14 protein-coding genes are annotated in these 12,692 nt (G+C 71.9%); 6 read left to right on the top strand and 8 right to left on the bottom strand.

Annotated elements, in window-relative coordinates:
- Window positions 1–9: 9 nt before the first annotated feature.
- Window positions 10–1,149 carry a cytochrome P450 gene (locus ACIBG4_RS01200; RefSeq protein WP_397200127.1) on the bottom strand — a complete coding sequence of 380 codons (1,140 nt, stop codon included), beginning with the start codon at window positions 1,147–1,149 and terminating at the stop codon, window positions 10–12.
- Window positions 1,150–1,620: 471 nt separating this feature from the next.
- On the opposite strand from ACIBG4_RS01200, the gene ACIBG4_RS01195 reads away from it, so the two are divergent.
- Window positions 1,621–2,046: an ATP-binding protein gene (locus ACIBG4_RS01195; protein ID WP_310713941.1), complete on the top strand. Its 426-nt coding sequence runs from the start codon at window positions 1,621–1,623 to the stop codon at window positions 2,044–2,046.
- 33 nt (window positions 2,047–2,079) lie between these two features.
- Here ACIBG4_RS01195 and ACIBG4_RS01190 read toward each other — a convergent pair whose 3' ends face one another.
- Entirely contained in the window at window positions 2,080–2,430 is a 351-nt protein-coding gene (locus tag ACIBG4_RS01190; RefSeq protein ID WP_397200126.1) for an STAS domain-containing protein, read from the bottom strand.
- A 194-nt stretch (window positions 2,431–2,624) separates the two neighbouring features.
- Here ACIBG4_RS01190 and ACIBG4_RS01185 point away from each other — a divergent pair, with 194 nt between their 5' ends.
- On the top strand, window positions 2,625–3,428 hold the full coding sequence (locus tag ACIBG4_RS01185; protein ID WP_397200125.1) for a glycerophosphodiester phosphodiesterase: 804 nt from the start codon (window positions 2,625–2,627) through the stop codon (window positions 3,426–3,428).
- A 72-nt stretch (window positions 3,429–3,500) separates the two neighbouring features.
- Here the strand turns inward: ACIBG4_RS01185 and ACIBG4_RS01180 are convergent, their stop codons facing one another.
- On the bottom strand, window positions 3,501–4,061 hold the full coding sequence (locus ACIBG4_RS01180; RefSeq protein WP_397200124.1) for a hypothetical protein: 561 nt from the start codon (window positions 4,059–4,061) through the stop codon (window positions 3,501–3,503).
- 49 nt (window positions 4,062–4,110) lie between these two features.
- Window positions 4,111–4,680, bottom strand: coding sequence for a hypothetical protein (locus ACIBG4_RS01175; protein ID WP_397200123.1), 570 nt, complete (start codon window positions 4,678–4,680; stop codon window positions 4,111–4,113).
- A gap of 327 nt (window positions 4,681–5,007) precedes the next feature.
- Here ACIBG4_RS01175 and ACIBG4_RS01170 point away from each other — a divergent pair, with 327 nt between their 5' ends.
- A complete protein-coding gene (locus ACIBG4_RS01170; protein WP_397200122.1) occupies window positions 5,008–5,532 on the top strand; it encodes a hypothetical protein in 525 nt (174 codons plus the stop codon).
- Window positions 5,533–5,555: 23 nt separating this feature from the next.
- Window positions 5,556–6,572: a peptidase gene (locus ACIBG4_RS01165; RefSeq protein WP_397200121.1), complete on the top strand. Its 1,017-nt coding sequence runs from the start codon at window positions 5,556–5,558 to the stop codon at window positions 6,570–6,572.
- A gap of 44 nt (window positions 6,573–6,616) precedes the next feature.
- Here ACIBG4_RS01165 and ACIBG4_RS01160 read toward each other — a convergent pair whose 3' ends face one another.
- Complete coding sequence (locus tag ACIBG4_RS01160) at window positions 6,617–7,417, bottom strand: SDR family oxidoreductase (protein WP_397200120.1); 801 nt, start codon at window positions 7,415–7,417, stop codon at window positions 6,617–6,619.
- A gap of 284 nt (window positions 7,418–7,701) precedes the next feature.
- Here ACIBG4_RS01160 and ACIBG4_RS01155 point away from each other — a divergent pair, with 284 nt between their 5' ends.
- Entirely contained in the window at window positions 7,702–7,860 is a 159-nt protein-coding gene (locus ACIBG4_RS01155) for a hypothetical protein (RefSeq protein WP_397200119.1), read from the top strand.
- 183 nt (window positions 7,861–8,043) lie between these two features.
- Here ACIBG4_RS01155 and ACIBG4_RS01150 read toward each other — a convergent pair whose 3' ends face one another.
- Together ACIBG4_RS01150 and ACIBG4_RS01145 are read right to left on the bottom strand one after the other, a co-directional pair.
- On the bottom strand, window positions 8,044–8,388 hold the full coding sequence (locus ACIBG4_RS01150; protein WP_397200118.1) for a hypothetical protein: 345 nt from the start codon (window positions 8,386–8,388) through the stop codon (window positions 8,044–8,046).
- Window positions 8,389–9,088: 700 nt separating this feature from the next.
- The gene (locus ACIBG4_RS01145) at window positions 9,089–10,462 is read right to left on the bottom strand and encodes an MFS transporter (protein ID WP_397200117.1); all 1,374 of its coding nucleotides are present in this window, start codon (window positions 10,460–10,462) and stop codon (window positions 9,089–9,091) included.
- 162 nt (window positions 10,463–10,624) lie between these two features.
- On the opposite strand from ACIBG4_RS01145, the gene ACIBG4_RS01140 reads away from it, so the two are divergent.
- Window positions 10,625–11,482 (top strand): NAD(+)/NADH kinase, encoded by an 858-nt coding sequence (locus ACIBG4_RS01140; protein WP_397200116.1) that lies wholly within the window; start codon window positions 10,625–10,627, stop codon window positions 11,480–11,482.
- Here the strand turns inward: ACIBG4_RS01140 and ACIBG4_RS01135 are convergent.
- Complete coding sequence (locus ACIBG4_RS01135) at window positions 11,428–12,687, bottom strand: YibE/F family protein (protein ID WP_397200115.1); 1,260 nt, start codon at window positions 12,685–12,687, stop codon at window positions 11,428–11,430. The genes ACIBG4_RS01140 and ACIBG4_RS01135 overlap by 55 nt on opposite strands.
- Window positions 12,688–12,692: the final 5 nt, after the last annotated feature.

Genomic DNA, 12,692 nt, shown 5'->3' with positions numbered 1-12,692 from the left:
GACGGCTTGTCAGGGCTGGGTGAGGCCGAGGTTCACCGGCAAGGACAGCGGGCCGATGGTGAAGAACGACGGGGAGTACGGGATGACGCCGGGGTCGATCGCGAGGCTGAGCCGCGGCAGCCGCCGGTACAGCGAGGCGAGCGCCAGCCGGCTCTCCATCCGGGCCAGCGGCGCCCCGATGCAGTAGCGCGGGCCGTGCCCGAAGCCGAGGTGCCCGGTCTGCTCGCGGGTGATGTCGAACCGGTCCGCGCTCTCGCCGTGCTGAGCCGGATCGACGCCACTGGCCTGGTAGACCACGCCCACCGCCCGGCCCTTGGGGATGTGCACCCCGGCGACGTTCACGTCCTCGGCCGTGAACCGGAAGCTGGTCATCATCACCGAGTGGCGGTAGCGCAGGGTCTCCTCGACCACGTCGGCCCACCGCTCCCCGGCCTTGGCGAGGTCGAGCTGGCCGGGGCTCTGGGCCAGCGCCACGATGGCGTGCCCGAGCAGGTGGACGGTGGTCTCGTGGCCGGCGACGAGCATGAGCCACAGGACGCCGACCAGCTCGTCGGTGGTCAGGCTGTCCCCCTCGTCGCGGGCCTGGACCAGGCCGGAGGTGAGGTCGTCGCCCGGTTCGCGCTGCTTGCGCTCCACCAGGTCGTGCAGGAACGCCTGCAGCTCGTTCTGCGTCGCGAACGCCACCTCCGGCGGTGTGGTGTGCGCCAGCAGCGCGGCGGTCCACTCCCGCAGCCGGAGCCGGTCCTCGGCGGGCACGCCGAACAGCTCGCAGATCACCCACATCGGCAGCGCCTCGGTGAAGGCGGGCACCAGGTCGACGCCGTCGCCGGCGGCCACCACGTCATCGAGCAGGCCGTCGATGATCTGCTGGATCCGCGGCTCCAGGGCCTGCACCCGGGCCGGGGTGAACGCCTTGCCGACGAGGCCGCGCAGCCGCCGGTGGTCGGCGCCGTCCATGGTGGCCAGGTGACCGCCCTGGACGATGGCGCGCAGCGGCCAGTCCTCGGGGATCGACCCGTCGTGCAGGGCGGGCCAGTGGCTGGGGTCGCGGAGGAAGGTCTTGTTGTCCCCGGCGAGGATCTCTCGTACGGCCGTGTGGGTCAGTGCCAGATAGGCGGGCACGCCTCCGGGGAATTCCACTTCCACCACGGGAGCGATTTCGCGTAACCGGACGCAGGTGTCGAGCGGGTTCTCGTTAGCGACAGGGAAGGAGGGGAGTTCAGACGCCATACGACCCCCATCTGACAAAAGTCAGTGAGTAGACATGTTTATCACCGAATGTCCGCTTTTGGTCTTACAAGCGGCATGACTCGATGACGAGTGACGCCACAGCTTAACCGTGTCCGGCCGCATATTCCTGGCTGCCCAGGACAGGCCGCCGATACCGGCGGCGCACCCCATCCCCGACCGCCACGCGTGGGCGGACAAATCGGCCGGGACCACCGGTACACCCTCAGGTGTACCGGTTCAGGTAGCCTGGTCAGCCACATTCCCGACTTGTGCCGATCGCGCGCCCGATGCATTTTTCCGCGGGTGCGCGGTAGGAGACACGGATGTTCGACGCTCTCGGCGTCGGCAGCAGGGCAGGAGATGCCCAGGTCGGCTCAGGGAAGGGGGGCCATGGGCGAGGCCGGGCGGCAGTTGCGGTGCCCGATCACCGAGAACCTGAGCCGGCTGCGCGATCTGGTGACCGCCTTCGCCGCCGACGCCGGTCTCGGCGGGGATCGCCTGGACGATCTGGTGCTGGCGGTCAACGAGGCGGCCGACAACGTCCTGGAGCACGGCGGCGGCACCGGCACGCTCGTCGCGGGCACCGACGCGGCCGGGATCTGGGTGGACGTCATCGACACGGCCGGCACCTTGACCAGCGAGCACGTGCGCCGCGGCGCCGACGCCACGCCCACGGTGGCCTTTCGCGGCTACGGCCTCTGGCTGATGCACCGGCTGTGCGACGAGGTCACACTCGATCACCTGGACGACCGCTCGCGGCTGAGGCTGCGCATGCGCCACCCCGCCGCCGGCGGTTACGGCGCCTCAGGCCGCTGACCTCGGCCTGGTCGCGCGAACCGTACGCGGTGGTCAGCCGGTCGCCGCCCAGCGGGAGGCGTGTTCGAGGCTGTCGTAGGGCGGAAACCGGTCGACCAGGTGGGCGACGGTGAGCAGCCGCGCCATGGTGCCGCGCACGCCGATCAGGCGCAGCCCGCCACCCGCGCCTTCGGCCTGCCGCTGGCCCTCCATCAGTCCCCGCACGCCCCTGGAGTCGCAGAAACGGAGCCCGGCCACGTCCACGACGATCCTGGGCCTGGGGGCGTCCAGCGGAGGCCGCAGGGCCGTGGCGAGCTGGCCGAGGGTGCCGCGGTCGAGCTCTCCGCTCAGGCACACCAGGTCCACGCCGGATCGTTGTCGCACGCTCACGGTAAGGGGGGTCATGTGTCCGCTCGCTCCTCTGCCTCTGACGATGCCGTTGCCGTAAGCCACGACATCAGCAGGGATCACCTGCCATCGTAGCCTGACGGCTCTGGTGCCTCCCGACTTCGCGACCTTGCTTGATCCTTTCGGACGGGACGAATAGCGTGCGGATCACCCACGTTGGCCGGCACCCCATGGACGGAGTCGCACCCCTGATGACGATGAGGACGAAGTCGGCATTCGCGGCATCGTTGGCCGCGATCACCTTGGTGGCCGCCTCGCCGGCGGCGCACGCCGAGGCGGCGGCGACCCGTGCGGCCGCCTGCCCGCTGGTCTTCGGGCACGGCGGCTACCCCACGGGTGCCAGCCCGTGGACCAGGGACCAGGTGCGCCAGCCCAACAACCTCAGAGCGGTGAACGACCAGAAGACGTGGGGCGCCGACGGCGTGGAGGGTGACGTCCAGCTGACCAAGCAGGGCACCAAGGCCGTCATGTGGCACAACACCTCCACCAACGGGCTGACAGGCGTCACGAAGAACATCCCGGACATCTGGTGGACCGCCGGAAGCGACAACCTGCGCGACCGGCGCATAGCGCGCGGCCCGTACGCGGGGGAGCAGGTCTACACGCTCCGGCAGTGGCTCGACCACGTCCGCTCCCGTGGCCTGGTCGCCCTCCTGGAGGTCAAGCCCGAGACCAAGGCCCTCCTCTCCAGCACCGCGTACGCGACGGCGGCCTGGAAGGAGATCTCCGACCCGATCAAGGAACGCCAGGCTTCGCAGCGCATCCTCGTCTACTCCCAGGACTCCTGGATCCAGGCCGAGCTCGCCAGGCGCCACCCGGGGCTCCTCAAGGGCTCCGAGGGTCGCTGGACCGACAGCGTGGGCTGGGAGGAGCCGCCGCCCGCCTGGAGCGGCAACGTGAGCCGGTGGCAGTCCGTGCTCGCCCAGGCGTCGAAGAGCGTGATGACGAACTACACGAAGGAGTACCGCGCCTGGCTCAGCGGCAAGTGCGGGTAGCCCGCCCGCACCGCCGGGGCCGGGCGGCGGTGGCCGGGGATCCCGGGCCACCGCCGCCGCCGTGAGCCGGGATCAGCCGTCGAAGCTCACGGTGGCGTACTGGTACCTCGTCCTGCCGTTCTCGTCCCCGCTGTGGGAGCGGCCGACCATCACCTTGCCGGCACTCGCCTGCCAGATGTGGCTGCTCTCCTTGTACTCACCGGTCCAGAGCGGATCGGTCAGCCGCACCTGCCGCCCCTGCCAGTACAGCGCCGCGCTGAGGTACTGCGTCATGCCGTTCTCGTCGCCGGTGTGCCACCTGCCGACGACGACCTGGTCCGCGGGAGCGGTGTAGCTCGACCTGTTCTCCCGCTGGGGAGAGCTCCAGTCCCCGGTGTGCACCTCGGCCTGCTCGCCGTTGACCAGGATCCGGCTGCAGTAGTACGTGGTCGGCTTGCCCTCGTCGCCGTAGTGCGAGCGGCCGGTGAGCACCTGGTTCGGCGGGCAGGCGAACTGTGCGCCCGCCTCCCACACGGTCTGGGAGGAGATGCTCTCCACCTTGATCGTCACCGCCGCCGCCGCGGGAGAGGCCATGGTGGCGGCCGACAGAGCGGCGGCCACGACGACCGGTATGGCCTTGCGGTACATCCTCATCTTCTGCGGTTCCCTTACCTACGTGATGGTGTGCTGAACGGCGATCGGGTCAGTCCGCGACGGTCACGGTGGCGTACTGGTACTTCGTCCTGCCGTTCTCGTCCCCGGTGTGCGAGCGGCCGACCATGACCTTGTTGTAGTCCGCCTGCCAGGTGTGGCTGCTCTCCTTGTACTCACCGGTCCAGAGCGGATCGGTCAGCCGCACCTGCCGGCCCTGCCAGGAGATCGTCGCGGGGCGGTACTTCGTCGTGCCGTTCTCGTCCCCGGTGTGCCACCTGCCGACGAGCGCCTGATCCGCGGGGGCGGAGTAGCTGGACCTGCTCTCCTTCTGGCCGGCGGTCCAGTCGCCGACGAACACCCGGGCCTGCTCGTCGTTGATGAAGATGAAGCTGCAGTAGTAGGTCGTCGCGTTGTTCTCGTCGCCGTGGTGCGAGCGGCCGGTGAGAACCATGTTCGTCGGACAGGTGAACGGGTCGAACCACTCTCGCACCGTCTCGGTGTAGCCGCGCTCGACCCTGATCGTCACCGCCGAAGCGGACGCCGGAGCGGGAGCGGCCATGGTCACGGCCGCGAGCCCGGCCAGGGCGGCCGTCACGGCGGACAGAGCTTTCTGCCTCATATGTATGTCTCCTGGGACGCGATTTCGCTGTCACCACGGAGCATCACAGCGCCTTCTGGTGATCCACTTGCGCCTGGGTTGCGACCGCGGCCGAGGTCCTGGTGCGGCGCGGAGCGGCGAAGCCCAGGACGTCCTGGCCGTCGAGATCGAGCTCCATACGCTTTCACCGCTCGCCCCGGACTGACTTTTGATCACTAATTGACTACGTACGGTTATATTTCAATTGCGAGGCGTGGCGACATATCGGCTTCCTTGACCGCTCGGGACCGCCGGTGCGAGTCGCGGTCCTCGCGCCTCTCATGTCCTCGCTCGAACATCGGAGCAACGATGCGTAAACCATTTGCCGTGGCCGCTGCGGCCATCGGCCTCGGCCTCGTGGCGGCGACCGCCCCGCCGGCCGCGGCCGACGACACCGAGGTCACCTTCACGATCACCGGTGGCACTCTCACGATCGACGCCCCCACCTCGGCGAACCTCGGCTCGGTGGTGTCCGGCACCACGAGCATCTCGGGGCCGATGGGTGCCGTCACGGTGACCGACGACCGCGGCCTCCTGGACGGCACCTGGACCGCCACCGCCATCAGCACCGACTTCACCACCGGGGGCGCCACCGCGCCCGAGACGATTCCCAACGTCAACGTCACCTACTCGCCGGGCTCGGGCACCCACACGGGAACAGGCACCTTCACGTCCGGGCCGGGCGGCATCATCAACGTGCCGCGCGTCGCCTTCACCGGGACCGACCTCGTCGGCGACAACACCGCCACCTGGAATCCGACGCTCGACATCACCATTCCGGACGGGACGGTCGTCGGCGTCTACACCGGCACCGTCACCCACTCGGTCGGCTGACCGGCCCCGGGACAGCGACAGCCGTGCGTCTTCACAACCTCCTTGCCTGGCTGCTGGTGGCCGGGGCGCTCACCCCGGCCGCCGGCATGCTGCACGCGCCGGCCTCGGCAGCGGCCGACCAGCGTGGGAACGGCATCGGGATCCGCCTGGTCGACGCGCCGGTCCAGGCGCGAGCCGACTCGCGAGCCCGGCGCTACATCGTCGACCACCTCAAGCCGGGTTCGGTCATCCACCGGCGGGTCGAGATCGCCAACACGACCGACTCGCCCCAGCGGGTGGCGCTCTACCCGGCAGCCGGGGAGATCCGCGACCGGACCTTCCAGTTCGCCCCCGGCCGCACCGCCAACGAGCTGTCCACGTGGACCAGCATGAGCCGGGACGAGGTGACCCTGGCCCCGCAAGCGCACTCGATGGTCACCGCGACCATCGACGTGCCGAAGAACGCCGCCCCCGGTGAGCGCTACGCGATGATCTGGGCCGAGGTGTCCGGCGACCCGCCTCCCGGAGGGGGCCTCCGGGAGGTCAACCGCGTCGGCGTCCGGATCTACCTGTCCGTCGGCGGCGGCAACGCGCCCGCCGCGGGCTTCACCATCGACTCGTTGACGGCCCAACGGTCGGCGGACGGGCGGCAATCCGTCCTGGCCCAGGTGCACAACACCGGAGGCCGCGCGCTGGACCTGAGCGGGGAGCTGAGACTTACCAGCGGCGGCCTGAGCGCCGGCCCCTACAACGTCGAAACGGGCACGACACTCGCGCCCGGCGACACCGGATCGGTCGTCGCGCTCCTCACCGAACAGGTGCCCGACGGCCCGTGGCACGCCCGGATCCATCTGGTGAGCGGACTGACCGAAGGCACCGCCGCGGCGGACATCCGGTTCCCGTCCGCCGCGGGGACGGCCGAAGCGGTCGCCGCGACCATGGAGGGCCATCTCCCCGTAGCGGCGATCGGCACCGGCGCCGGCGTGTCGGCGCTCGCGGCGGTTTCCTTCCTGATCGTCCGGAGACGGCGCCGCTCACGGGGGGAACGGACCACGGGATGACGAGGCGTGGCCCGCGGGGAGCACGAGAACCGCGGGCGCGGCTGTCACAGGCCGTGACGCGCCTGCTCGGCCAGGAAGTCCTCCCAGGTACGGCGGCCGACCGCCCGCCCCGGCGCGAGGTTGGCCCCCTCCCGGAACGCGGCCGCGGCCCTGCCCGGGGTCCGCATGGGCACGACCAGCCGGCGCTTCCCGCTCGCCCGCAGGTAGTCGCGGGCGAGCTCCTCCATCGTGTGGACGCGCGGCCCCGCGATGTCCGGCACCAGCCCGGCCGGCGCACCGAGGGCCAGCTCGGCGAGCCGGGCCGCCACCTCGCCGGAGTCCACCGGCTGGAACCGCACGCCGCCCCAGGTCGGCAGCAGCACCGGCGGCTTGGCCAGCTGCCGCAGCGTCATCAGGATCCACTCGTGGAACTGGGTGGCCCGCAGGGTGCTCCAGGGAATGCCCGATCCGGCCACGACCTGCTCGGCGGCCCGCTTGGCGGCGAAGTAGCCGAACATGGCCCGGTCGATCCCGCTGACGACGGGGACCCGGTCGGCGCCCACGATCGAGATGTACACCAGGTGCCGGACGCCCGCGCCCGACGCCGCCCGCACCAGGTTCCGGGCCTTGTCCTCGTCGCCCTTGGCGCTGCCGGCGCAGTGCACGACGACCTCGGCCCCGCTCACCGCGGCCTCCAGCCCTTCGCCGGTGGTCACGTCGCCCGTCACGAACTCGACGCCGCCCCCGGGCTCGCTCCGTGCGCCGCGGCTGAGCACCCGCACCTCGCGCCCGGCCTCACGCAGGAGCGGTACGACGAGGCGTCCCAGCGTGCCCGTGCCACCGGTGACCAGGATGGTTGACGTCATGGCTGCTCCAAGGTCCTTGCCGGCCTCCAGGACCGGATCTCGTGGGTCTGCCCTCTCGACCCCCGGGACGCCGGGAATGTGACACGACCGGAGAACGCCATGACAGGCGGCCCCGCCCGCCACCTCTGCACGGTCACCGGCGCCGAGCCACGCGGCGCGGAGCCGTGCGCGATCGTCAAGGGCGACATCGGGTCGGGGGCCGCGAGCGCGTACGAGCCGGCCGCCGGCACGATGGCCCGGCGAGGCGCGGTGTTCGTGCCGGCGGGGGACGGGGGAGGGACGCCGTGCTGCTGGAGCCGGTGGTGCCGGGGGAGCGGTACCGGGACGCGCCTCCGGTGGTGGTCCACCGGACGTACGACGAGCTGTACGGGCACGCCTCGCGGGCGCACCCCGCGGCAGGGCCGGGGGCGCGGACAGGGGGGGCGTGGAGGCTCGGGCGCTGACAGGCGGGCACGGGCAGGCGGGCACGGTCGGGTGCGGGCACGGGCAGGCGGGCACGGCCGGGCGGGCGTGGAGAGGTCGCGTCCGGAGTGATCGACAGGGAGAGATGGTGGCGTGGAGAGGCGCGGCAGGGCTGCCGCCCCGCGAGAGCGTGTCTCGCGGGGTGGCAGCCCGTCATCGTGCGGCTAGTGGTTCCAGTTGCCGCCGCCCCAGCCGCCGCTTCCGCCGCCGCTACCGCCGTGGCCCCAGTGGCCCCAGTGGCCGTTCCCGTGGCTCCAGCCGCCGCTTCCGCCGCCGCCGCCGCCCCGGCACCACTGGAGCTCCCAGGCGCCGTTGTGCCAGCAGAACCAGCACCTGCGGCCGTTCCAGGAGCGCCACCGGCACCTGTTGGCCGAGCCGGCGGTAGTGACGTGCTGCGACATGGGCGTCGCGCACTTGGGGGCGGCGCTGGCGGCCTGTGCGTTGGCCGCGCCGCCGACGACGAGCGTGGAACCCGCCAGAGCGGCGGTGATGATGAGACGCTTGAGCATCAGAGATCACTCCCTGAGATGAGGGCCGCCCGCCGGATGTGCGAGGCGGTCTGGCAGGAGCGTCGAATTCGGTTTCTCCCGGGATACGCCGGATGCGGCGCACTGAACTCAGGCTATGGGCGGTGATTGGCGGAGTCTCCCGGCAAGAGGCAAAGCCTTATTTCCGGATATATCACTGCATGGCAGGAAATATCTGATATGTCCAACCGGCAGGGAGGCGGGCTCCGCGGCGCCCGCTGAGGGCCAAAAGATTCCACGGCCCACGTAATTACACCGCCCCGCGGGTTTGAACAGCGGCCAGATGCAAACCCACCCAGGTGGCGGATGTGCGCCCCGGCCGGGCGGGCGAATCGCCGGTCTGGGCGTACGTCCGCCGTGGTCGTGGCGGTCGGCCGGGTGGCGCGAACGCGCTCGTGGCGCGTCCGGCAAAGGCGGCGGGGCGCGTCCGGCAAAGGCGGCGGGACGCGCCCAGCAAAGGCGGTGGGAAGCGTCCAACGGGAAAGCGGGAGGCGTCCGGGGCCAGAGGTGAATCCGCGCGATCCCGGAAGCCCGCCGCGGCCCTCCCGGATATCGCGTCGGTTCCTCGTGAACGGCCGTCCATGGTTCTGGGACAAACTCGGCATCGATCGCTTTGACTGTGATTTGAGATATTTCATGCTTTATGCGGCTGTGTACGCGCATACAGCGGAGCCGTCACAGGTCAGGTCGCGGTGGCGGCGCACAGGTGGGCGTCGTCGTGCGGATCGTCGAGCCGGTCCAGCCGGGCCCGGCCGCGCGGGCGCATCAGCGTCACCGCCCCCGCGGCCAGCAGCGCCCCCGCTCCGCACACCGTCCAGCGCGGCCCCAGCCAGTCGGCCGCGAGCCCCTGGAGCAGCCCGCCCACCGGCAGCGACGCCGTGTAACACGCGATCCGGCACGCCATCACCCGCCCCCGCATGCCGTCGGCCACGATGACCTGGATCGAGGTGTTCACCGAAGAGATGACCGCCAGGAACGAGCCCCCCACGACGATCAGCGCCACCACCCCCCAGGCGTACCCGGGAGCCGCCGCGAATCCGATCATGGAGAGCCCGTACAGCATCAGCCCCCAGCGGACCACCGGCCCGAGACGGAGCTTGTGGTGCCAGCCGGAGACCAGCGGCGCCGCCACGACCGCGCCCAGCCCGAGCGCCGCGTTGAGCAGTCCCAGCCCGACCGGCCCGGCCCGGAAGACGCTCTCCGCGAAGACCACCGTGAACTGGAAGATCGGATGCCCGAGCATCCCCACCAGCACGGACACCACCAGCGACATGACGATCCCCGGCTGGCGCCGGATGTAGCGCGGCGCCGCCAGGAACTGCCGGGTCATGCCCGCCGGCGCCGCCTGCTGGGGCCGGCCGGCGCGCGGGTGGATCGCCGCCAGGGCCGCGAGCACGAACAGGAACGACACGGCGTTCAGCAGGAACGTCCACGAGGGCCCCAGCACGGCCAGCAGCAGCCCGGCGATCGCCGGGCCGAGGGAGCGGGCGGTGTTGAACTGCAGGCTGTTCAGCGTCACCGCGGAGTGCAGGTCGCCGCGCGGCACCAGGTCGCTGACGAACGACTGCCACGTCGGCATGTTGAACCCGGCGAAGACCCCGCCGACGCCCACCAGCACCAGCATGACCGCCGGGTCCCGCTGGCCGGACGTCCACACCGCCCACAGCAGCAGCGCCGAGACCGCCATGCCCGACTGCGTGGCCAGCAGGATCCGCTTGCGCGAGCGCCGGTCGGCCAGCGTCCCGCCCGCCGGCGCCAGGAACACGCTCGGCACGAACTGCGCCACGCTCACCAGCCCGACCCAGAAGGCGCTGCCGGTGATCTGGTACAGCACGTACGGCACGGCGAGGTTGCTCAGCCAGCTCCCGGTGCTGGAGACGAGGGCGCCGCACCAGAAGATCGTGAAGTCGCGGTGCCGGAAGGCCCGCAGGGAGTGGCGCACCCCGCTCGGCGTGCCGGCGTGCCCGCCGGCCGGCGAGGGGGAGTGGGGGGCGCCGCCTGCCGGGGGCGGCTGGGACGGGGGCGGCTGGGACGGGGGATGGCGTTCCTGCTTCACTCGTGCATTCCTCCCCCGCCGGAGCGGCCCGGCAGCGCCGGAGGCCCGCCGATTGCGGTTTCCGCGCCCGGCGAAACGGGATGCGCGGCGGAGTCCCGGCGGGCGCGGGTCTGCGGGGCGCACGTAGACGGACGGCTGGAGGGGGCGTCTAGGGTGGTTTCCATGGGAATGGTCGGAACGGTCGGGCTGGTGCTGCATCCGCGACGCGACTCGGAGGAGGCGATCGGCGACATCCTGCGCTGGGCCGACGAGCGCCGGGTCACGGTGCTCGGCCTCCCCGAGGAGGTGGGCCGGATCGACTGCAGCGCCGTGGCCGTCGACGCGGAAACCCTCGTCGAGCGGGCCGACCTGCTGGTCAGCCTGGGCGGCGACGGCACCATGCTGCGCACGATGCGGCTCATCGCCGGCCGCCCCACCCCGGTCCTGGGGGTCAACCTGGGCCGGCTCGGCTTCCTGGCCGAGATCGACGTGCGCGACCTGCCCGCCACCCTCTCGGCCATCGACGGCCACGCCTACGCCGTCGAGCCGCGCATGGCCATCCGCGCCAAGCTGGGGGAGGAGGAGGTCACCGCGTTCAACGACATCGCGCTGGCCCGCATCCCCGGTGAGGGCCTGGCGGCCGTGACCGTCACCCCGGCCGGCGACCCGTTCGTCCGCTACGCCGCCGACGCGGTGATCGTGGCCACCTCCACCGGGTCCACCGCCTACAGCTTCTCCGCCGGCGGGCCCATCGTGTCGCCGCGCGTCGAGGCGGTGCTGGTGGTGCCGGCGGCGGCCCACTCGGTGTTCAACCGCGCCCTGGTGCTGCCCGCCGACGAGGAGGTCACGCTGGAGGTCATGCCGACCAGCGGGCGGGTGGCGGTCGAGGTGGACGGCGCGGTGCACGCCCACCTGTGCCCGGGCGACCAGGTGTCGATCGTCGCGGTGCCCGGCGCGGCCAACGTCGTGCGCCTGGGCACCACGTTCTACGAGCGGGCGCGCCGCAAGCTGGGCGTCGAGGGCAGCAGCGCCGTCGGCTGAGCCGTCTCACCCGGGAACGCGCCGCGCCGCGAGGCCACCAGCGCGGACAGGGCCGTGGTGATCGGCACGGCCGAGATGAGCCCGAGGGTGCCCACCACGCTCCGGATGATCTCCTGGGCGATGACGGGCGTCCCCAGCACCTCTCCGAGTGGCTGCGCGCCCACGCTGAACAGCAGCAGCAGCGGCAGCGACGCCCCCGCGTACGCCAGGATGATCGTGTTGATGACCGAGGCGATGTGGGCGCGCCCGACCCGGCTGCCCGCCCGGTAGAGGCGGCGCCAGCCGTACGACGGGTTGGCGGCGGCCAGCTCGGTGACCGTGACCGCCTGCGTGACCGTCACGTCGTCCAGCACGCCGAGCGCGCCGATGATGACGCTGGCCAGCAGCAGCCCCTGCGTGTCGATCCTCGTGCTGAAGCCGAGCATGAACGAGCTGTCGTCGGTGACGCCGGTGAGCCGCGCGAACCCGATCGCCCCGTACGCGAGCAGGCCCGTCACCGTGAGGCTGGCCAGTGTTCCGAGGACGGCCATGGACGTCGTCAGCGTGAACCCGTGCGTCAGGAACAGCACGGTCAGCATGATCGCCGCCGCGCCCACGATGGCGACCAGCATGGGCGGCTCGCCCTCCAGGATGCCGGGGATCACGAACGCCAGCAGCAGCACGAACGTGATCGCCAGCCCCACCAGGGCCGTCACCCCGCGCCAGCGGCCGAACGCGATCACCGCGAGCGCGAACGCCACCGCCGACAGCCACAGCGCGTCCGTACGGTCGTGGTCGGAGAGCTGGTAGCCGGGCTCGTCCTCCGGGTCCTCACCGCCGCTGACGCGGATGAGCACGACGTCGTCACCCGCGGCGAAAGGCTGCGTCCCCGGTCCCGTGGGGAGCGCCAGCTTCACCTCCCGCCCCAGGTCGGGGCCCTCCTCGACGCGTACGGTGGCGTGACCGCAGGTCGCCGGGTCCGGCGGCGCCGCGCCCTCCGGCACCTGCGCGCACTTCCCGGGCAGGACGGCCGTCACCGTGCCGCCGAGCTGGTCGAAGCCCGCCCCCGCGGGCTCCGCGCTCCGCCCGGACGGCCACAGCCAGACCAGCATGACGAGCGTCGCCACCGCGAGCGGCACCAGCACGGCCAGCGTCGCCACCACCGCCCGCCGCGAAGCGGGAACGCTCCCGCCGTGGTGATGCCCGTGCCCGTGTCCGGCGCCCATCCGCA

It is taken from the genome of Nonomuraea sp. NPDC050383 (assembly GCF_044459125.1).
GTDB lineage: Bacteria > Actinomycetota > Actinomycetes > Streptosporangiales > Streptosporangiaceae > Nonomuraea.
This window is presented reverse-complemented; position numbering and strand designations above follow the sequence as displayed.